Here is a 19,222-nt window from a genome sequence, read left to right as displayed (position 1 = left end):
GGAGCGGTGTGAGCGGAGGAGAGCCGAACCCCCGCGTCGCCCCGGACTCGTGGTCAGTTCATTTCGTCGGGGAACGACGACGGTTCTTTCGCGGCGGAACCGGCCGTCTGACGACAGGTATTTCTGCCGTGCAGTGCTTATATATGCGTCGGCGGAGCGCCGCCGTGACATCACCATCACACCCCACGGAAGGGACATCACATGGACGATTCAGCCAAATACCTCATCCACGCCAGAATCACGGCCGACGGCGTCGTCGAACGGAGCGACGTGGTCGGCGCCGTGTTCGGACAGACGGAAGGCCTGCTCGGCGACGAGTTGGACCTCCGCGACCTCCAACAGTCGTCGAAGATCGGGCGCATCGACGTGCAAATCGACAGCGAGAACGGTCAGAGTTTCGGGGAGATCACCATCGCCTCCGGACTCGACAAGGTCGAGACGTCGATCCTCGCGGCCAGCCTCGAAGCGATCACCCGCGTCGGCCCCTGCGAGGCCCGGGTCGAGGTGACCGAGATCGAGGACATGCGCTCGGCCAAGCGCCGCGAGGTCGTCGAGCGCGCGAAAGAACTGCTCGCTGACTCCTTCGACGAGTCGGTGATGGACTCCACCGAGATCCTCTCGGAGGTGCGCGAGTCCAATCGGGTCGAGCGCATCGACGAGTACGAGGGGCTCCCCGCGGGCCCGCGGGTCCACGACTCCGACGCCATCGTCGTCGTCGAGGGGCGCGCGGACGTGCTCACGCTGTTGAACTGCGGCATCAAGAACGGGATCGCCGTCGAGGGAACGAACGTCCCCGACGCGGTGGCTGGCCTCACCGCCGAGCGCACGGTCACGGCGTTTCTGGACGGCGACCGCGGCGGCGAACTCATCCTGCGGGAACTCGCGCAGGTCGGCGACGTGGACTACGTCGCGTTCGCGCCCGAGGGCCGCTCCGTCGAGGACCTCTCCCGGCACGAGCTGATGGCCGCACTGCGCGAGAAGGTGCCGTTCGAGTCGCTCGACCTCGACGGGGCGTCCGACGGACGCACCGACGCGTCCGCCGGCGCAGTCGCCGCCACCGACGGCAGCGCCTCGCCCGCGCCAGGCACCGACCCGTCTGCCGTGAGCGAATCGCCGGAGATTCCGACGACGCCTGCGACACCGGACGACGAGGTCGGCGACCGCGCGGACGACGAGGCGGGGACGGTCGGCGACGCAGAGGCGGTCGGCGACGAGGCCGGTGACGCGGCGAGCGATTCCGAAGCGAGCGACGGCGAGGCGGCCGACGCCGAGGGGGCCGCCGGCGGACCGGACGGCCCGAGGTCGCTGCGGGACCACGTCGCGGCGGTCGTCAGCGAGGGAACGAACCGCGCGCGGCTGCTGGACGCCGACTGCGGCGTCGTCGAGGAGGTACCGGCGGCGGACGTGGTCGACGCCATCTCCGCCGCCGACGGGGTGCCGGTGGCGCTCGTGCTCGACGGAGAGCTCTCCCAGCGCGTGCTCGACGTGGCCGCACAGCGCGGCGTCGACCAGATCGTCGCCGAGTCCGAGGGCGAGTACGTGAAGCGACCCGCGAGCGTCCGCGTCGTCACCGCCGACCGGATGCTGGCCGCGTAGCCGGTCGAGACCGCTGGACGGAGTTCGCCGCGCGGCTACTTCCCGTCGTTCGCCGCCTCGACCAGCAGCGACTCCCCCGTCATCGCCGCCGGTTTCTCGACGCCGACGAGCGCGAGCAGCGTCGGCGCGATGTCGATCAGCGATCCGCCGTCGCGGACCGCCATCCCCCCGTCGTCGCCGCCGGGCGTGACCGAGACGAACGGCACGGGCGCGAAGGTGTGGGCGGTGTGCGGGTCGTCGGGCGTCCCCATGTCGTCGGCGTTTCCGTGGTCGGCGGTGACGAGCAGGTGCCCGCCGGCGGCGCGGACCGCCCCCGCGAGGCGACCGAGCTGTTCGTCCACGGCCTCGACGGCCGCGACGGCGGCCTCGAAATCGCCGGTGTGGCCCACCATGTCCGGGTTCGCGTAGTTGCACACCAGCACGTCGGGGTCCTCGGTCCCGATCAGGTCGATCGCCGTGTCGGTCAACTCGACGGCGCTCATCGCTGGGGTCTCGTCGTAGGTGGGCACCTCCGGGCTCTCGACGATCCGGCGCAGCTCGCCCGGGAACTCCACCTCGCGGCCGCCGTTGAGGAAGTAGGTGACGTGGGCGTACTTCTCGGACTCGGCCATCCGCAGTTGCGTGAGGCCGGCCTCGGAGAGCACCTCCCCGAGCGTGTCCTCGGGCTGTGTCGGCGGGAACGCGACCGGGAGGTCGAACTCGGCGTCGTACTCGGTCATCGTCACGAACTCCACGTCCGGCGGACTGGTCTCGATGCCCCCGGCCTCCCAGTCCTCGGAGTCGATGTCGGCGAGCATGCGGGTGAGCTGCCGCGCGCGGTCCGACCGGAAGTTGAAGCAGACGACGCCGTCGCCGTCCTCGATTCCCGGCTCGCCGTCGACGGTCGTCGCCTCGACGAACTCGTCGGTGTCCCCGCGCTCGTAGCTCGCCTCGACGGCGTCGACGGCGGAAGCGGCCGTGTGGTCGGCCTTCCGGTTCACGATCGCGTCGTAGGCGCGCCTCGTCCGCTCCCAGTTCCGGTCGCGGTCCATCGCGTAGTACCGCCCGCAGACGGTCGCGGCGCCGCCGGTGCCGCGGTCGGCGGCGTGGGCTTCCAGCCGCGCGAGGAACTCGCGGCCGGACTTCGGGGCGGTGTCGCGGCCGTCGGTGAACGCGTGGGTGACGGCCTCGACGCCGCGATCGGCCGCGGCGTCGATCAGCGCGTGGAGGTGCGCCTGGTCGGCGTGGACGCCGCCGTCACTGACGAGGCCGAGGAGGTGGACGCGGCCGCCGCTCGCGTCGGCGTGGTCGAACGCGCGTTCGAGCGCGGTGCCCTCGACGAACTCGCCGGCCTCGATCGCGTCGTTGATCCGGGTGTACTCCTGGTAGACGGTCCGACCCGCGCCGATATTCATGTGGCCGACCTCGGAGTTGCCCATCTGGTCGTCCGGCAACCCCACCTCGCGGCCCCAGGCGGTGAGCGTCCCGAACGCGCCCGCCTCGCGGAGGCGGTCGAAGTTCGGAGCGTCGGCGGCCTTCACCGCGTCGCGTCGGTCGTGGTCGCCGAGGCCCCAGCCGTCGAGGATGACGAGCGCCGCTCTCATGATCGGTGCCCGGTGTTTCGGCGGGCGGCGTGTTGACTGCGTCGGTTCCCGTGATCATCGGACCGCAGTATCGTCGGAAAGCCGGTCGGGATCGACCCGTCACAGTTCCCGAAAGCCCCCGCGGCCCCGTTCATTCCCGCCCGTGGATCGGACGGGCCGAGCGTCGTAGCCCGTCGCACGGTGTGCACGAACCGCACCTGGCGGTGGCGCGCGCCGGCGTTGCGGTCGGGTGGGACTGAAAGGGGCTGCCGGCCTCGTGAGGCGAGGCGAAGTAAGCACCGCAGGTGAGCGACTGCAAGGAGCGAACCGAGGAGCGCAGCGAGCCACAGCCCACGAGACCGGCAGGGGCTTTCGAGGCCGTCGTGGGATCGGTTGTGACAATCACCGCCACGGTCCACGTTCCGACCACCGTCCAGTCAACCGATCCCGGTGATCGCCCGAAGGCAGATATACCCGGAGAGTTAATCCGCCGCACGGCAATGATCCTCGTCCTCCCCGTCGACCTCGACGACGACCTCGGCCGCAAGACCGGCGTGCGCACGCCGGTCATCGGTCGGGACGCCGTCGAGGAGGCAGCGGTGAAGCTCGCGACGGCCGACCCGGAGGACTCGGACGTGAACGTCCTCTTTCAGGCGATCAACGCCTACGAGGACCTGCTCGCGGACCCGACGCTCGACGAGGAGGTCGCCGTCGCGGCCGTCACCGGCGTCAACGAGAGCGACGTGAAGGCGAACCGCGCGGTGGGCGAGGAGATCGACACCGTGCTCGCGGCCCTCTCGACGGGTGAGGAGGTCCGTGCAATCGTGATCACCGACGGCGCACAGGACGAGTCCGTCCTCCCGGTGATCCGCTCGCGGGTGCCGCTGGACGGCGTCCGCCGCGTCGTCGTCCGGCAGGCGCAGGACCTGGAGTCGATCTACTACACGATGAAGCAGGTGCTGTCGGACCCGGAGACCCGCGGCACGATCCTCATCCCGCTGGGCGTGCTCCTGCTCGTGTACCCCTTCTCCGTGATCGCGGGGATGATGAATCTCCCCGGCGCGGTCGTGGTCGGCGCCATCTCCACGCTACTGGGACTCTACTCGCTGTGGCGCGGGCTCGGACTCGAGGAGGCGGTCGACGAGGTCGCCGAGCGCGCCCGCACGAGCCTATACGCCGGCCGCGTGACCATTGTGACGTACCTCGTCGCGGCGACCCTGCTTGTCATCGGCGGGGTCCAGGGGATCGAGACGCTCGGGGCCGCCGAGCGCGCCGCCGCCGCGGGTGCCGGTGGGGGCGCGGATGCCGCCCTCTCGGTTACTCAGCGGCTCGCGGTGTTCGTCCACGCGTCGGTGCGGTGGGCTGCCGCCGCGGGGATCACCTCCTCGCTGGGGCAGGTGACTGACGAGTACCTCGCCGGTCGGTTCCGCTGGCGGTATCTCAACGCCCCGTTCTACGTCGTTGCCATCGCGATCGTGTTGTACGGAGTGTCGGGGTACTTCCTCCCGGGGCTCCCGCCGATCGGGACGGCGCCGCTGTCGCTCACCAGGCTCGCGCTGGCACTCACCGCGGGAACGCTCCTGGGCGTGCTCTCGACGTTGACGTTCGCCGTGGCGGAGTCGCGGTTCCCGCAGGGCGGCGACGGCGACGGTGACCGCGAGGGCGAGGCCGGCGCCGTCTGAGAGACGCCCGTAGCCCCGGGTCACCGGGCCGGCGCACTCGCGGGTGCGGCCGCCGGTGACGACGGCAGTACCACGCGGGGGCCGACGGCGGGTCGCGTCCGTCGCGGCCGGATACGCGCCTTTTTTCAGGGACGATTCGGTAAAGAGGGCTATGTCTGCGGCATCGGACTCGTACGATATCGTCGTCATCGGCGCGGGCACGGCGGGCGCCTTCGCGGCGTCGACGGCCGCGAGCGAAGGGCTCGACGCCGTCATCCTCGAGCGGAAGCCCGAGGAGGAAGCCGGCCACATCGCCTGCGGCGACGCGATTAAAGGGAAGTCGACGTTCCCGGATGTCATCGACCTCGACTACCTCCGCGAGGAGTCGTTCACCAACCAGAACATCCGCCGTGCGGTGTTCGAGAACCCCCAGACCGGCGAGGAACTCGACGTTCCCTTCGGTCAGGCGGGAGCGGTGCTCGACCGGAAGCGCTACGGCGAGGTGATCCTCGAGGAGACCGAACGCGTCGGCGCCGACATCCACTACGACACCGTCGTTCAGGACGTGCTCCAGAACGACGACGGCACCGTGACCGGCGTCCGCGCGAAGCGCGGCGGGGACGTGATCACCTACGAAGCCGACCTCACCGTCGACGCCGCCGGGGCCCTGTCGATCCTCCAGGACAAAGGCGAGTTCGGCGACGCCAGCTTCGACACGAATGTCTCGTACTCGCAGTTCTGTTCGGCCTACCGCGAGGTCGTCGAGGTGCCCGAACCGGTCGACTACGAGGACGCCATCGTGTTCAAGCCGACCGAAGAGCTGGGGTACCTCTGGTATTTCCCGCGCACCGGAACCGAGATCAACGCCGGGCTCGGCTTCCAGATGACCGAGCCGCCGATGAAGCTCGTCGAGGTGCTCAAGCGCGACATGAGCCGGCGCCCGGAGTTCGAGGGCGCGACCGTGAAAGACAAGCTCGGCGCCGCGCTGCCCACCCGCCGCCCGTACGACTCGGCCGTCGCCGACGGCTTCGTCGCCGTGGGCGACGCCGCGGGCCACGTCAACCCCACCACCGGCGGCGGGATCCCCGGCGCCGCGAAGTCCGCCCACTGGGCGATCAAGCGCGCCGTCGACGCCGTCGTCGAGGGGGACGTGACCGAGGAGCGCCTGTGGCGCTACAACCACGACGTGATGACCGACTTCGGCAAGCGCTTCGCCGCGATGGACGTGTACAACATCTGGGGCACGGCCCACGAGGTCGACGAGCTGACCGACGTCATCACCGCCCTGCCCGGCCAGCAGCTCGTCGACGCCATGACGAAAGGCGAGACCTCGATGGGGCTGCGCCTGAAGCTGAAGACGCTGTTCGACACGTACGGTCACTGGGACACGCTGTGGGAGCTGTACAAGGTCCGCCGGATCGCCGGCGACCTGAAGGACCACTACGATCGCTACCCCGAGCGTCCCGGCGCCTTCGCGGGCTGGAAACAGCAGCGCGACTCGCTCATGGACGACCTGTACGCGGTCTCGGGCGCAGACCCGAAGTACTGAGTCGCCTTCCCGCGTTCCCCGCCGTTCTGTTCCCGCTTCTCGTCGCCTGCCCTCGGCCAGTTCCCCGGTTCCGTCGCCGCCGAAGCGCCGGCCGCGCGGTCACCGACCCCCAGGCGAGTGCGACTGGCTCGCACGCCGGGCAACTCCGTACCGTATGGGTTTTAAGCGCCGACGCTGAACAGTGTTACAAGAGGAGATTCCGCTATGGAGATGCCACGCCGGATGAACACGTACTGTCCGCACTGCAACGCCCATCACGAACACGAGGTCGAGAAGGTCCGAACCGGCCGACAGACCGGCATGAAGTGGACCGATCGCCAGCAGGCCCGCGGCACGTCCGTCATCGGGAACGCCGGCAAGTTCTCGAAGGTGCCCGGCGGCGACAAGCCCACCAAGAAGACCCACCTCAAGTACCGCTGCGGCGACTGCGGCAAGGCCCACATGCGCGAGGGATGGCGCGCGGGTCGGCTCACCTTCCAGGAGTAAGCATGGCAGGGAGCTTCTTCCGCGTCGCGTGTCAGGACTGCGAGAACGAACAGGTTGTCTTCGGCAAGGCTGCCAGCGAGGTCAACTGCGCCGTCTGCGGGACGACGATCGCGCGCCCCACCGGCGGCGACGCCGAGTTCACCGGCAGCGTGGTCGAGACGGTCGAAGCGCGGTAATTCGCGTTTCTCCCTTTCGGTTTGTACGTGGTGAGCGGTTGCGCTGTTTCGCGTCGACGGCCTGATCTCGTCGGTTCGCTGTTCGAGTCGGTTCGCTGTTCGAGTCGGTTCGCTGTTCGAGTCGGTTCGCTGTTCGAGTCGGTTCGCTGTTCGAGTCGGTTCGCTGTTCGAGTCGGTTCGCTGTTCGAGTCGGTTCGCTGTTCGAGTCGGTTCGCTGTTCGAGTCGGTTCGCTGTTCGAGTTGGGTGACGGGAACTAGTGGTTGTGTGGGAGGTGTCTGCGGTTGTGTCGGAGAGGGGGTGCCGCCGAAAGTCACTCCCGCCGCAGCCTCACCCTCCCCAGCCGGCTCACTCCCTCGCTCCGCTCGGTCGTTCGCCCCTCGCACGCTCCCGCGCCCGACACAGCGGGCGCGGCGCGCGCCACCGCGGTCGGAGTATCGCCGACGGTGAACGATCCACCTCGATCCCCCGTCGATTGGCAAACGGTATTAGGCTCGGTCGGGTACACTCGCGCATGAAATTCACCGGCTGGCCCGAGCAGGGCGAACTCGTCGTAGGCGAGGTCGACGAGATCGCCGACTTCGGCGTGTTCGTCGACTTGGACGAGTACGAGGACAAGCGCGGGCTGACGCACGTCTCGGAGGTCGCCTCCGGGTGGATCAAGAACATCCGCGACCACGTGAACGTCGGCGACCGCGTCGTCGCGAAAGTGCTCGACGTCGACGAGTCGAGCCAGCAGATCGACCTGTCGATCAAAGACGTCAACGATCACCAGCGCTCGGACAAGATCCAAGAGTGGAAAAACGAGCGCAAGGCCGACAACTGGATGAGTATCGCCTTCGGGGAGGACGTGGACGACGACAAGTACACCGCCGTCGCCGAGGCGCTGTACGCCGAGTTCGGTTCGATGTACGACGGCTTCGAGGCCGCCGCGATCCACGGCGCGGAGGCGCTCGAAGACACCGACCTCTCAGAGAGCGAAACCGAGGCGATCGTCGAGACCGCCCGCGAGAACGTCTCCGTCCCGTACGTGAACGTCACGGGCTACGTCGACCTCTCCTCGCCCGGCCACGACGGCGTCGACGACGTGCGCGACGCCCTGGAGGCCGCCGAGGGCAACGGCGAGGTGCCCGAGGAGATCGAACTCGACGTGTCGTACGTCGGCTCGCCGGAGTACCGCATCCGCGTCCGCGCACCCGACTACAAGACCGCCGAGACCGAACTGGAGGCGTCGGCCGAGCGCGCTCGCGAGGCGATCGAGGCCGCCGGCGGCACCGGCCGCTTCCACCGCGAGCGCGAGACCGAAGACGAGTAACCCGCAACCGACACGTGAAGTCCGACATCCGGGTGTGCGGCGACTGGGAGGCGACCCACGAGCGCCCCGTCTACACCCTCGGCGACGCCTGCCCTGAGTGCGGCGCAGCGGCGGTCAACTCCGCGCCCGCGCCGTTCAACCCCGAGGAACCGCACGGGGAGTACCGACGACGCGCCCGGGTGCGGAACCGCGACGGCAACAGCGACGACGAGTAGCGACCCACGCCACGGGTTCCACCGATTTCGACCCAGACCAGCCGCGGGCGTGCGTGCCGCGCGAACGGGTGCGACGACGCCCGTTCAAACCACGGGTGGGGCTTTCGCGGTCGTCTACTCGCGAACAGTCCCGTCCCACTCAGTCTCCGAGATGGCCCCCACAGGAGACCGAGGGATCGAGCCGACGCGTCTTTACCTTCCCCGCCCCGTCACCACGCACATGGACGACATCGACATCGAGGCCGTCGCCGACCCCGACCTCTCGAATCCCGTCTTCATCGAGGGGCTGCCCGGCGTCGGCCACGTCGGCAAGCTCGTCGCCGAGCACCTCGTCGAGGAGTTCGACGGCGAGCTCGTCAGGCGCGTCTACACGACCGACTTCCCCCCGCAGGTGACCGTCGACGAGGACGGCGTCGCCGAGTTGACGCACGCGGAGTTCCATCACGTCGACGCCGACGGGCAGGACCTACTGGTGCTCACCGGTGACCACCAGGCCGCGAGCAACGAGGGGCACTACACCCTGACGACGGCGTTTCTCAACATCGCCGAGGCGTTCGGCTGCGAACGCGCGTTCGCGCTCGGGGGTGTCCCCACGGGCGAACTCATCGAGGACGACGAGTACGACGTGCTCGGCGCCGGCTCCCCGGACACCGACCGCGAGGCGTTGGAGGATGCGGGCGTCGAGTTCCGCGAGAACGAGCCCGCCGGCGGCATCGTCGGCGTCTCCGGGCTGGTGCTCGGGCTGGGCGCCCGGCGCGGGCTCCCCGCGGCGTGTCTGATGGGCGAGACCTCCGGCTACCTCGTCGACCCCAAGAGCGCACAGGCGGTGCTCGAAGTCCTTCAGACCCTGCTCGACATCGAGGTCGACTGCTCCGATCTGGAGGAGCGCGCCGAGGAGATGGAAGAGGTCGTCGGTAAGATCCAGGAGATGCAGGGCGGCGGTGACGGCGGGATGCCCAGCGAGGACGAGCTGCGCTACATCGGCTGACGGCGTTCGGTTCGACCGCGGACGGCTTGGCCGCGTCCGAGTCGAGCGCCGTCGCGGCGACATCGTGACGCACCCGCATACCGGCAGCCCGCGCGCCTGCCACAACGCCTTTTCGCGCGAGCCGCCTTCGGTTGATCGATGACAGACCAGCAGTCGTTCGGTCACGACGACGCCCCGTCCGCCAACGGCATGCCCATGCCCGGGCTCGGCACGTGGGAGAACACCGACCCCGAGGCGTGCCGGAACGCAGTCGCGACCGCGCTGGAGATGGGCTATCGCCACGTCGACACCGCCCAGATCTACGGCAACGAGGCGGAAGTCGGCGACGGCATCGCCCGCGCCGACGTGGACCGCGAGGACATCTTCCTCGCGAGTAAGGTGTGGATCGACAACCTCGCGCCCGAGGATGTTCGCGCGACGACCGAGGAGAGCCTCGACCGCCTCGGCGTCGACGCCGTCGACCTCATGTACGTCCACTGGCCCGCGCGCGAGTACGACGCGGAGGAGACGCTCGCAGCGTTCAACGACCTGTACGACGACGGCCTGATCGACCGCATCGGGATCTCCAACTTCGAGCCCAGGCAGGTCGCCGAGGCCGTCGAGATCAGCGACGCGCCGGTCTTCGCGAACCAAGTCGAGCTGCACCCGCTGCTCCAGCAGGAGGAGCTGCGCGAGGCCTGTGCCGAACACGACGTAGAGGTCGTCGCCTACTCGCCGCTTGCCCGCGGCGGCGTGTTCGACGTGCCCGAATTGACCGAGATCGCCGAGAAACACGACGCGAGCGAGGCGCAGGTGAGCCTCGCGTGGCTGCGCGAGAAGGGAGTCACCGCGATCCCGAAGGCGACTGGCGAGGCCCACATCCGCGACAACTGGGAGTCGCTGGGTGTGACGCTCGACGACGAGGACGTGGCGACTATCGACGCCATCGACCGCGAGGACCGCCGGGTCGACCCCGGGTTCGCTCCCTGGAACTGACGGCACCGACGGCGGTTGAAAACAGCCGACGCTGGCGACTGCGGGGCCGCTCGTCCACGTCGACGGATCGGAGCGTTGATACGACGAACGGGCGAGCGAAACTTTCAATCGGCGGCCGGCGGATCCCTCGGTCGATGGAGCAACGTTCCGCGGGGCTGTTGGACGCCGTTCGGATCGACATCGCGAGGCTCCACGCCACGTGGATGGAGCTGGCGTTCCCCCGCCAGCTCGACCCCGGACGAGTCGTCGGAAAGTGGACGCCGGAGACGACCCCGCAGGTGATCGCGTACTACCTCTGGGCCGCCGTCGGCGTGCCGCTCGTCGTCGTCGGCTACCCCCTGCTGCTGTTCGGGTTCGCGGCGCGCTTGTACGCCACCACGATCGACTCCGCGGCCACGCGCCTGGGCGTCGTCGGCGTCGTACTCCTCTCGATCGTCGCGTGGGGCGGACTCACCGTCGCCGCCTGGGTCCGGAAGTTCTCCACGGGCGGCCTCATCGCGGTCGGCGCCGCCGGCGCGGTCGCGACCGTCGCCGCGGCGGTCGCCGTCGGCGCCTCGCGCGTCGGCGGACGGGGGACCAGCGTCCTGATCGCGTACCCCGCCGCCGTGACCGCGTTCCTGTTGCCGCCCGTAGTCGCGGCGCTGTACTCGCCGGCGCTCGCGAACGTGGTCTTCCCGAACACCACGTCGCTGGCGGTGTGGATCCTCGACGGCCCGCTCGCGATCGGCGGCCTCAACGAGGTCATCCGTGCGCGGCTCGACCTCCGCGGTACCGCCTACGTGCTCATGTGGATCGGCATCTCGGTGCCGGTGGGATGGCTGTTCGGCCTGCTCGTCGCGCTCGCTGACGTGGTTCGACCGAAGCAGGAGAGCCGAACGAGCGCGCGAATCTGACCGGTCGACCTCGCGGCCGGCGATCGGCTGACCCGCTTATCGGCGACCGCCGTCGCCGCGGTTTCCGCCGACGCCCCCGTCCCCGGTCGAGCCCGAACCGGTCTCGTCGATGACCTCGTCGAGCGTCTCGTGGGAGACGCTCGCGGCGATGCGAACGCCCACGAGCGCGAGTGCGATGCCGCCGACGATGAACAGCGCGAGCCGCTCGGTCGGCGCCAGCCGGTAGCCCAGCACCGCCAGGTTGTCCCAGTTCGCCTCGCGCTCGAGAAAGTAGCCGGCGAACCCGCGCAACAGCAGACCGACCGCGAGGACGCCGAACGGGAGGTTCAGGTACGGAGTTCTGACGCCCTCGTCGCGGATGAGCTCGTCGAGCAGCCGACCGAACGACGCCGTCAACGCGGCGAGCGCGAGCCACGGGACGGCGGCGTAGGTGAACTGCATCGTCGCGACGAACTCGCCGGCGGTGGGCGAGGCCGCGAGCGCGCCGAGGAAGACCCCGACGACGGACAGCCCCAGCGCCGCGACGTACGTCACGACCGACACCTGTCCGGAGTACAACGCCTCGCGGGCGCGCTCGGGTGCGGACTCGACCGCCTCGTCAATTCCGAGCCCGTAGTACAGCAGCGCCGCGCCCAGCAGCGTCGCCACAGCCGCGACGGCGATCGCCGGCGAGAAGTATACCAGCAGCGCCGGCAGGATGAGCAGGCCGATACCGATCGGCACGAGCACCGTCTCCCGGAGCTCCTCGTCGGCCATGAACTGCTTGAGGAGGTAGTACGTCGACTCCAGATCGCGCGCTTGCCGCACGACGACGCGGTCGACGGCGTCGACGGGCAGCCGCGACTCGACCATCGGCACCGCGCGCTCGTCGGCCGAGGAGTCGATGACGACGACCGCCGAGTCAAACTCGTCGGTCGCGAGCACGTCGTCAAGTTGGCGCGCGAGCGCGCGGTCGGCCCGGACCGCGGAGTCGCCCGCGCCGGAGACGACCGCGACGGAGACGTCTTCGCCCTCGTCAGAGAGGTCACGCGCGACTCGGAGCGATTCCAACATGGAGTTGACGCCGGCGTCTTCGGGGTCGGCCAGGCCGAGGTCCGTCACGAGCGACCGGACCGCTTCCCACCCCACGACGGGAGTGTCGACGCCGGCCTTCCGGCCCACGTCGTTCGAGCGGTCCACGCACAGGACCAGCGTCGTCACGTGCGGTGGGATGTCCCCCCGGGTAAAAAAGGCCACCATGGCGGGGGTTCACGCGGGTCGCCGGCGACGCCGTCGTGCTCGGCGCGTCTGGGAGCCGCCGCCTACCGCCTGAACCGCACGTCGCTCGCGCCGTCTGCCGTCCCGTCGCCGGCGACGGCGGCGGCGACGCCGGCGCCAAGGGCGTACGCGGTCGCGGTCGCGCCACCGCGGAGCCGTCCCATGAGCCCTCCCGTGGGCGTGAACTCCTCGACCACCGCCTCGGCACCGGTCAACTCCTCGACGCGGTCGAGGACGGCCTCGCGGTCGCCGAGGCCGTCGACGAGGCCGCGCTCGCGGGCCTCCCGACCGAGGAACACCCGCGCCTCTGTCTCGCGGATCGCCGCCTCCTCCATGTCGCGCCCCTCGGCGACCTGCGCGACGAACTGGTCGTAGTAGTCGTCGACGATTCCCTGGAGGTACGCGCGCTCGTCGGGCGTCACCTCCTTCAGCGGCAGCCCGGCGTCCTTGTACTCACCGGCGGTGAGCTGCTCGTAGCTGACCCCGAGGCGGTCGGCCAGCTCGTGGACGTTCGGCCGCGAGCCGATAACGCCGATGGAGCCGACGACGCTCCCCTCGCGCGCCCACAGCTCGTCGCAGCCGGCGGCGATCGCGTAGCCGCCGCTGGCGCAGGTGTCGGTCGCGTACCCGACGGTCGGGCCGTCGAAGCGCTCGGCCGCCAGCCGGATGTCCTCGCTGGGGACGATCTCACCGCCCGGCGTGTTCAGCTTGACAACCAGCGCCTCGGCGTTCGGATCCTCGTTCGCCCGCTCGATCTGGTCGACAATCTCGTCGGCGCCGGGGGTCCCCGGCGACGGCGGGAACGACGACGAGTCGCCATCGCGGGTGATCGGGCCCTCGACGGCGACCTCCGCGACCGTGTAGTTGGCGAAGCGCGCGGCGAGCGTCCCGGCGGCGATCTTGAGCGCGACCGCGACGACGACGAGCGTCAACACCACGCCGAGCAACTCCGCCAGGTCGCCGGGGAGGATCACGAACAGCGCGTAGCCGACGGCCGCCGCGAGCGCGCCGGCGGCGAGCAGGACGACCGCGCCGGTGAGGGATCTGCCTGTGGTATCTGGCATAGCCACGCTTCGACCGGGCGAGGAATAAGATCCGGTGACGTGCGTCGAGACGACGCGAGGACCGCGGCCGGAACCGTCGCCGGCGCCGTCGCTCGCGGGCGGTGAAACGCGGTCGCGCGTCGAACACGGAAGCGTGTCAAACGGCGGTTCGATCGGTAGAAACGTCGAACGTCCGAGTTACAGAAGCCCCGTCTTCTGGAGCTTCATCAGGTCTTCGGTGTCGAGGGTCTCGCCTTCCTTGAACTTCTGGTAGATCTCTTCGGCCTCCTCGCGCTCCTCTTCCATCTTGGCCTCGCGCTCCTCCTTCTTTTCTTCCTCCTCCTCCTTGTCCAGTTCGCGCAGGCGCTTCTGGACACGGACGAAGTCCTCGTGGTGCTGGTCGGCGGCCTCCTGCGCCTCCACGAACAGCTCGTGCATGGCGTCGGCCTCGTCGCGGATCTCGTCGGCCTCGCGGTAGGCCTCGATCATCTGGTTGTGGTGCTCTTGGGCCTCGTCGGCCAGCTCGGTCACCTTCTGGTGGTGGGTCGACGCCTCGGAGCGGACCTCCTCGGCTTCCTCGATGAGCTCCTCGAGCTCGTCGCTCTGGTCGACTTTCCCCTTCTTCTCCGCGAGCTTCTCGCGCTTGCTCTCGATCTTCTCGATGAGCTCGCGCTCCTCCTCGGTGCCCAAAACCTCGGTCTGCTGCTTGAACTCGAGGTCTTCGATCTCCTCTTTGAGCTCCTCGATAGACTTGCCCGAGCCGAGTTCGAGGTCCTGCTTCATCTCCTCGACCTCGTCGAACAGCTCGTTCGCCTGGGCGTTCAGCTCGTTTCGCGACTCCTTGTGCTCCTGGACCTGTTCGTTGAGCTCGTCCCGCGATTCGCGGTGTTCCTGCGCCTCGTCGACCTTCTCGCGTGTCTTCGCGTTCAGGTCGTCGCGCTTGGACGCGCGCTCGGACGCCATCTGATTGAGCTCGTTACGTCGGTCACGGAGCTGACCGGCCTTCTTGATCAGCTGACCCTTCGAATCGTTCTCCAGTTCCTCCTCGGAAAGGGAGACGTTTCGTGATTCATCCAACTGATCGAGACCGTACTCTTCGAGAACTTCCTCTTTCGTTACCATGGTTCGTTACCTCGACACCATACTGCTTCGGACTGAGCGGACGCTCTGCGACTGCGTGCGTCCGCCAATTAGGTGAGAACACCGTGTCATTCAGCGATCGATGCCACCACGCCCGAAGGCGTTCTGGTAGCTACATATATACGGGTTTCGTATATAACTCCTTCGCTGTTTCGTGCCGAAAACGCGTGATACGGACCCTCACGCCCCCGGAAACGTGTGATCCGCTCACACGCGGTCGGTGGCTTCGACGGTCGGTCAGATCGGACGCCCGCCGCGACCGTTCGTCCGGATCGCTCGGTCGGGTCGCGGTCGGACCCCTGGACGTGTCGATCGCTCGCGGAGCCCATCCTCGCGTGCCTCATACGACGCGGTAGTCCCCGAGCCGCGTCCCGTCGAGGAGGTACGCTTCGCCCGCGGCCAGCGCCTCGGGGAGGAACGGCGCGAGAAACCCCTGCGCGTCGACGTTCACCCACGTGCCGCCCGACCGGTCGTTGAACGCCGGGAACGCGACGAGTTCCGGCTCTCGCCACTCGATACCGGCGTCCGCGAGGTCCACCTCGCCCTCGAACGCCGCCCGCGAGAGCGGTCCGCGCAGCCACGCCTTCTCCGCGCGCGCGCCGCCGACGGCGTCCTCCAGCCTGACCGCCACGTGCTCGTGTCCCATGCAGACCACGTCGGCGCCGAGCACCTCCGGCGCCGGCCGCGTGTGACCGTGGAAGACGCCGACGTGGCCGATGCGGGCACCTCCGGGCGGCGTCACCTCGATCCGGTCGCCGAACGCCTCGGCGACCCCCGCGTCGTGGTTGCCGCGCGCGAGCGTCACGGGAACGTCGACCGCCGACAGCAGCGTCTCCAGTTCGTCGGCCTCGGCGTCGCCGACGCCGCCGATGCGGTGGCTCACGTCGCCCAAGACGACGAGCCGGTCGGCGTCCGTGCGCGCGAGCAGGTCGAGCACCCGCTCGCGGCGCTCGGCGGCGGCGCTGTCGAGTTCGACGCCGCGCTCGTAGCGGAGGCCGACCTCGATGCCGGCGTGGTAATCGGCCAGGAGCAGGCCGGTCTCGTCGCCGAGATCGGCGACCGCCGCGGGCGCGTCGGGCACCGGCTCGACGAGCGGCGGCCGGCGATCCGCTGGGCCCCTCTGACCCTGATCGGTTCCGCGGTCTGTGCCCGTACCCATCAGATCGGCTTGAGCGTCCCGTCGGCCGGCTCGTAGCACTTCCCGCTCATGAGCGCCTCCTGGATGGCGTCCTCCGCGTCGCCGGGGTCGGCGCCGTGGCGATCGACTGCGGCCGCGACGACGGCCTCGCGGTCGACGCCGTCGCCGTCGTCGAGGTCGCTCATCACGTCGACCACGGCGCTCTCGAGGTCGACATCTGCGGGGGCGTCGCTCGCGTCGGCCTCGTCGTCAGACCCGTCGTCGGAGCCGCCACCGGCGGGCTCCTCGCGTTCGGCGTCGGCCGGCTCGGAACTCGGGTCGCTCGTCGACTCGTCGCTCCCCGTGGTGTCGCCCGCCCCGGTGTCCGGGTCCGGCGTCTCGATCCCGGACTCCCCGGCGTCGGGAACCTCACTCCCCGTGGAGAACTCGACGCCGTGTTCCGCCTCGACCTCGCGGCGCTCCTCCTCGGAGAGCGCGTCCTCGAGGTCCTCCGGGTCGGCGTCCGCGTTGGCGGGATCGGCATCCGCGTCGGCGTCGAACTCGCCGAGGTCGTCCGCCTCCTCGGGCGCGCCCGCCTCGTCGGCCGCGTCGGCGGACGCCGGCTCGCCGCTTGCGTCGGCCGCTCCGCCCGCGTCGAACTCGCCCGGTCCGTCGTCCGGGTCCTCGAAGTCTCCGAGGTCGCCACCGCCGGCCGACTCGACGGGCTCCGGTTCCGCGTCCGCTCCGGGGTCGGCCTCCGCGACCGCGGCGTCGTCGTCAGCGCCGGCCGCTTCCGCGGGTTCCGCCGCCGCGGCCTCGCCACCGTCGCCGCCCGATTCGTCGGGGGCGTCGGTCAGCGACTCGGTCGATCCAGCCGCCGCGGTGCCGCCCGCGATCGGATCGTCGTCTTCGGGCTCGTCCGCTCGCGTCGCGTCCGCCGACTCGACGGGCTCGGGCTCGGCGCCCGCACCGGGATCTGCTTCCGCGACCGCGACATCGTCGCCGGTCGCGTCCGCTGCCTCGGCCGGTTCACCGGCTCGCTCCGTCTCGCCCGCGCTGGATTCGTCGACCGTCGACGCCGTCGACGCCGCGGCGTCCGTGCCCGCGGCCGCGGGCTCGACGGGATCGTCGAATTCCGCCTCGGGCGCCGTCGCGCCCGCGAAGTCGTACGGCACGTCGGGAAGCGACCCGAGGTCGGCGCCGCCGCGGTCGACGGGGGCGACGGTGAGCGCGCGCACCTCCTCGCGCTCGTCGGCGACGACGGCGAGCGAGTCGACCGCGAGCGTCCGGACGGCCTCGAGGTACCGGTGTCCGGTGTCGTAGTGGTCGATCGCCAGCGGAACCCCCGCGGCCAGCGCCGCGGGGACCCCCGCGTCCTCGAGGCGGGCGCGCAGGCGGTCGCCGCGCTCGTCCATCGCGAGCGCCTCGGCGAACACCGCGATCCGCCGGAGCGTCGCCTCCGCAGCGGAGACGACCCAGCGGTCGCGCGTGTCGGCGTCGACGGTCGCGAGGCTCTCCGGGCGCACGGAGGTGTACACCAGGTCAGAGTCCTCCGGCTGGAAGGTCCGCGCCTTCCCCGTGAGCGCGACGAACGCAGGCGGCGCCGTCCGGTCGAGGAACGCCGCCTCGTCAGGCTGGTACTGGCCCGCGTAGGTGACGAACGCGCCCGTCGGATCGACGACGCGCCCGCGGAGGGTCTGCTCGTTCACGGACTCCACCTCCGTGAGCACGCCCACCGCGAACAGGCGGTTGACGCGCAGCCCCGTCGGCGTGACGACGTAGTTGGGCGCGCGCTCCTCGTCGCTCTCGGAGTGATCGAGGTCCGCGTCGTCGAACTCCGCGGCGAAGATCCGGTGGGCCACCTCGCGGGTCCCCGGCCCGGCGTCACTCCCGTCGTCGCCGTCGCTGGAGCTCACGCGTCCACCTCCGCGAGGAGGTCGGCCGCACGCGCGGCCGGGTCGTCATCACTGGGTGCGAACTCCGTCGCGTCGAGGTTCGCGCCGTACTCGTCGACCGAGAGGTGCCCGCGCACGCGGTACTCGCGTCCCACAAGGGTCTCGGCGATGTCGTCGGCGACGACCTCGCGGCTCATCGCGTCGCGGGCGGCCTCGAGCGCCTCCGCCAGCGTGCCGCCGTAGATCTCCTCGGTCAGATCCCGGTCGAGGATCGCGGTGACGGTCGCGGTGCCGTCGTCGAGGATCGCCTTCACGCGGAGGTCGTCCTCGGGGTCGACCTGGCCGTGGCTGCGGCACTGCCCGTTCTGGACGAGGCGACCGCACTCGGGACACCGCTCGATGAGCCCGGAGCCGTCGCGCACTTCGAGCACGTTTCCGAGCACCTCCACGTCGTACATCCCCCCCGAGCCGACGGCCTCGCCGATGGTGACGCGCGGCGCCTCGTTGCTCACCGCGACGCTCGCGGGCGACACCTCGGTGAACTCGGTGAGGTTCACCGAGGGGACGCCGCGGAACTCCCGGACGTACACGTCCTCCAGCCGAAGCTCCGCGCCCTTCGTGACCGCCTCGCGGGCCTGCCAGTCGGTGAACGGGAGCCGGGCGGTCTCGTCGCCGATGACGCCCGAGTGGATCGTCGTCTCGCCGTCGCGGCCGTCGATGGTGCGCTGTTCGAGTTCGAGCACTTTCGCCTCGACCGTGCGGCCGCGGTCGCCCGCCTGCAGGTCGACGAGGTCGCGCTCGCCGCCCACCTCGGCGGGCACGTCGAGCGGGTCCTGCTCCATCGCCACGGAGGACGACTGCCCGATGTTGAGTTCGGGTTCGCCCTCCCACTCGCGGACGCCGGCGTTGCCGACGGTGACCGTGTCTCCCGGCTCGAAGCCGAAGTCCTGCCAGGCGGTGTAGGAGACTGTCCCCGACTCGTCGGCGAGTTCGCCCTCACGGATGACGGTGTCGTCGCCCTGATAGCGGATCGACCGCTTGCCGACCGTCAGCACGCGGACGGTGACGGTGACGTTGCCCGAATCCGGCGAGATGTCTGCGATGTCGACCGACGAGGGCGTCGCGTCGGCGCCGCCCGCGCCGCCGTACTTCCGACGGACGGACTGCTTGGCCTCGTCGATCGGCACGCTGTACTCCAAGAGATTCTCCAGATCGCGTTTGACCTCCGCTGTGTCTTCGCCGAGAGCGGAGGCGAGCTCCTCGGCGTGTGCGTCGATGTCCATGTGTTCCGTCGGAACCTACCTCCCGACAACTGTTAAACTCACCGCGCACTCGCGGCGGGGTCGCCGGCACCTC

Annotated in this window: 17 protein-coding genes; 10 read left to right on the top strand and 7 right to left on the bottom strand. The window is 70.0% G+C overall.

Annotation, left to right across the window (positions count from 1 at the left end):
* Positions 1-201 precede the first annotated feature (201 nt).
* A complete protein-coding gene (gene dnaG / locus BUE16_RS02670) occupies positions 202-1,596 on the top strand; it encodes a DNA primase DnaG (RefSeq protein ID WP_073306844.1) in 1,395 nt (464 codons plus the stop codon).
* 35 nt (positions 1,597-1,631) lie between these two features.
* Here the strand turns inward: dnaG and gpmI are convergent, their stop codons facing one another.
* Positions 1,632-3,179: a 2,3-bisphosphoglycerate-independent phosphoglycerate mutase gene (gpmI, locus tag BUE16_RS02665; protein ID WP_073306843.1), complete on the bottom strand. Its 1,548-nt coding sequence runs from the start codon at positions 3,177-3,179 to the stop codon at positions 1,632-1,634.
* A 479-nt stretch (positions 3,180-3,658) separates the two neighbouring features.
* On the opposite strand from gpmI, the gene BUE16_RS02660 reads away from it, so the two are divergent.
* The 9 genes from BUE16_RS02660 to BUE16_RS02615 all read left to right on the top strand — a co-directional run bounded on the left by BUE16_RS02660 (position 3,659) and on the right by BUE16_RS02615 (position 11,414).
* Positions 3,659-4,840 carry a DUF373 family protein gene (locus BUE16_RS02660; protein ID WP_073306842.1) on the top strand — a complete coding sequence of 394 codons (1,182 nt, stop codon included), beginning with the start codon at positions 3,659-3,661 and terminating at the stop codon, positions 4,838-4,840.
* Between the two features lie 151 nt (positions 4,841-4,991).
* Complete coding sequence (locus BUE16_RS02655; protein WP_073306841.1) at positions 4,992-6,368, top strand: geranylgeranyl reductase family protein; 1,377 nt, start codon at positions 4,992-4,994, stop codon at positions 6,366-6,368.
* 204 nt (positions 6,369-6,572) lie between these two features.
* On the top strand, positions 6,573-6,854 hold the full coding sequence (locus tag BUE16_RS02650; protein WP_073306840.1) for a 50S ribosomal protein L44e: 282 nt from the start codon (positions 6,573-6,575) through the stop codon (positions 6,852-6,854).
* 2 nt (positions 6,855-6,856) lie between these two features.
* Positions 6,857-7,030, top strand: coding sequence for a 30S ribosomal protein S27e (locus BUE16_RS02645; RefSeq protein ID WP_073306839.1), 174 nt, complete (start codon positions 6,857-6,859; stop codon positions 7,028-7,030).
* Between the two features lie 512 nt (positions 7,031-7,542).
* Complete coding sequence (locus BUE16_RS02635) at positions 7,543-8,343, top strand: translation initiation factor IF-2 subunit alpha (protein WP_073306837.1); 801 nt, start codon at positions 7,543-7,545, stop codon at positions 8,341-8,343.
* Positions 8,344-8,357: 14 nt separating this feature from the next.
* A complete protein-coding gene (locus BUE16_RS02630) occupies positions 8,358-8,558 on the top strand; it encodes an RNA-protein complex protein Nop10 (RefSeq protein WP_073306836.1) in 201 nt (66 codons plus the stop codon).
* A gap of 220 nt (positions 8,559-8,778) precedes the next feature.
* Entirely contained in the window at positions 8,779-9,546 is a 768-nt protein-coding gene (locus BUE16_RS02625; RefSeq protein ID WP_073306835.1) for a proteasome assembly chaperone family protein, read from the top strand.
* Positions 9,547-9,735: 189 nt separating this feature from the next.
* Entirely contained in the window at positions 9,736-10,521 is a 786-nt protein-coding gene (locus BUE16_RS02620; protein WP_073307061.1) for an aldo/keto reductase, read from the top strand.
* A 134-nt stretch (positions 10,522-10,655) separates the two neighbouring features.
* Entirely contained in the window at positions 10,656-11,414 is a 759-nt protein-coding gene (locus tag BUE16_RS02615; protein WP_394327412.1) for a hypothetical protein, read from the top strand.
* Positions 11,415-11,450: 36 nt separating this feature from the next.
* Here BUE16_RS02615 and BUE16_RS02610 read toward each other — a convergent pair whose 3' ends face one another.
* The 6 genes from BUE16_RS02610 to BUE16_RS02585 all read right to left on the bottom strand — a co-directional run bounded on the left by BUE16_RS02610 (position 11,451) and on the right by BUE16_RS02585 (position 19,149).
* Positions 11,451-12,614: a DUF373 family protein gene (locus BUE16_RS02610; protein ID WP_073306834.1), complete on the bottom strand. Its 1,164-nt coding sequence runs from the start codon at positions 12,612-12,614 to the stop codon at positions 11,451-11,453.
* A 101-nt stretch (positions 12,615-12,715) separates the two neighbouring features.
* Entirely contained in the window at positions 12,716-13,735 is a 1,020-nt protein-coding gene (gene sppA / locus BUE16_RS02605; RefSeq protein ID WP_073306833.1) for a signal peptide peptidase SppA, read from the bottom strand.
* 177 nt (positions 13,736-13,912) lie between these two features.
* Positions 13,913-14,836 (bottom strand): coiled-coil protein, encoded by a 924-nt coding sequence (locus BUE16_RS02600; protein WP_073306832.1) that lies wholly within the window; start codon positions 14,834-14,836, stop codon positions 13,913-13,915.
* A gap of 358 nt (positions 14,837-15,194) precedes the next feature.
* Positions 15,195-16,013 carry a metallophosphoesterase gene (locus tag BUE16_RS02595; protein WP_079991457.1) on the bottom strand — a complete coding sequence of 273 codons (819 nt, stop codon included), beginning with the start codon at positions 16,011-16,013 and terminating at the stop codon, positions 15,195-15,197.
* Positions 16,013-17,887, bottom strand: a complete 1,875-nt coding sequence (locus tag BUE16_RS02590) for a hypothetical protein (RefSeq protein WP_073306831.1) — start codon at positions 17,885-17,887, stop codon at positions 16,013-16,015. Before BUE16_RS02590 ends, BUE16_RS02595 begins: the two co-directional genes overlap by 1 nt.
* Positions 17,884-19,149: a Single-stranded DNA binding protein gene (locus BUE16_RS02585; protein ID WP_073306830.1), complete on the bottom strand. Its 1,266-nt coding sequence runs from the start codon at positions 19,147-19,149 to the stop codon at positions 17,884-17,886. Before BUE16_RS02585 ends, BUE16_RS02590 begins: the two co-directional genes overlap by 4 nt.
* Positions 19,150-19,222 lie beyond the last annotated feature (73 nt).

This window comes from Halobaculum gomorrense (assembly GCF_900129775.1).
Lineage (GTDB): Archaea > Halobacteriota > Halobacteria > Halobacteriales > Haloferacaceae > Halobaculum > Halobaculum gomorrense.
This window is presented reverse-complemented; position numbering and strand designations above follow the sequence as displayed.

Coding starts and splice junctions, on each gene's coding strand:
- BUE16_RS02620 (WP_073307061.1), top strand. CDS start 9,736: ATGCCCATGCCCGGGCTCGGCACGTGGGAGAACACCGACCCCGAGGCG.
- gpmI (WP_073306843.1), bottom strand. CDS start 3,179: ATGAGAGCGGCGCTCGTCATCCTCGACGGCTGGGGCCTCGGCGACCAC.
- BUE16_RS02585 (WP_073306830.1), bottom strand. CDS start 19,149: ATGGACATCGACGCACACGCCGAGGAGCTCGCCTCCGCTCTCGGCGAA.
- BUE16_RS02615 (WP_394327412.1), top strand. CDS start 10,656: ATGGAGCAACGTTCCGCGGGGCTGTTGGACGCCGTTCGGATCGACATC.
- BUE16_RS02600 (WP_073306832.1), bottom strand. CDS start 14,836: ATGGTAACGAAAGAGGAAGTTCTCGAAGAGTACGGTCTCGATCAGTTG.
- BUE16_RS02635 (WP_073306837.1), top strand. CDS start 7,543: ATGAAATTCACCGGCTGGCCCGAGCAGGGCGAACTCGTCGTAGGCGAG.
- BUE16_RS02645 (WP_073306839.1), top strand. CDS start 6,857: ATGGCAGGGAGCTTCTTCCGCGTCGCGTGTCAGGACTGCGAGAACGAA.
- dnaG (WP_073306844.1), top strand. CDS start 202: ATGGACGATTCAGCCAAATACCTCATCCACGCCAGAATCACGGCCGAC.
- sppA (WP_073306833.1), bottom strand. CDS start 13,735: ATGCCAGATACCACAGGCAGATCCCTCACCGGCGCGGTCGTCCTGCTC.
- BUE16_RS02625 (WP_073306835.1), top strand. CDS start 8,779: ATGGACGACATCGACATCGAGGCCGTCGCCGACCCCGACCTCTCGAAT.
- BUE16_RS02595 (WP_079991457.1), bottom strand. CDS start 16,013: ATGGGTACGGGCACAGACCGCGGAACCGATCAGGGTCAGAGGGGCCCA.
- BUE16_RS02660 (WP_073306842.1), top strand. CDS start 3,659: ATGATCCTCGTCCTCCCCGTCGACCTCGACGACGACCTCGGCCGCAAG.
- BUE16_RS02655 (WP_073306841.1), top strand. CDS start 4,992: ATGTCTGCGGCATCGGACTCGTACGATATCGTCGTCATCGGCGCGGGC.
- BUE16_RS02650 (WP_073306840.1), top strand. CDS start 6,573: ATGGAGATGCCACGCCGGATGAACACGTACTGTCCGCACTGCAACGCC.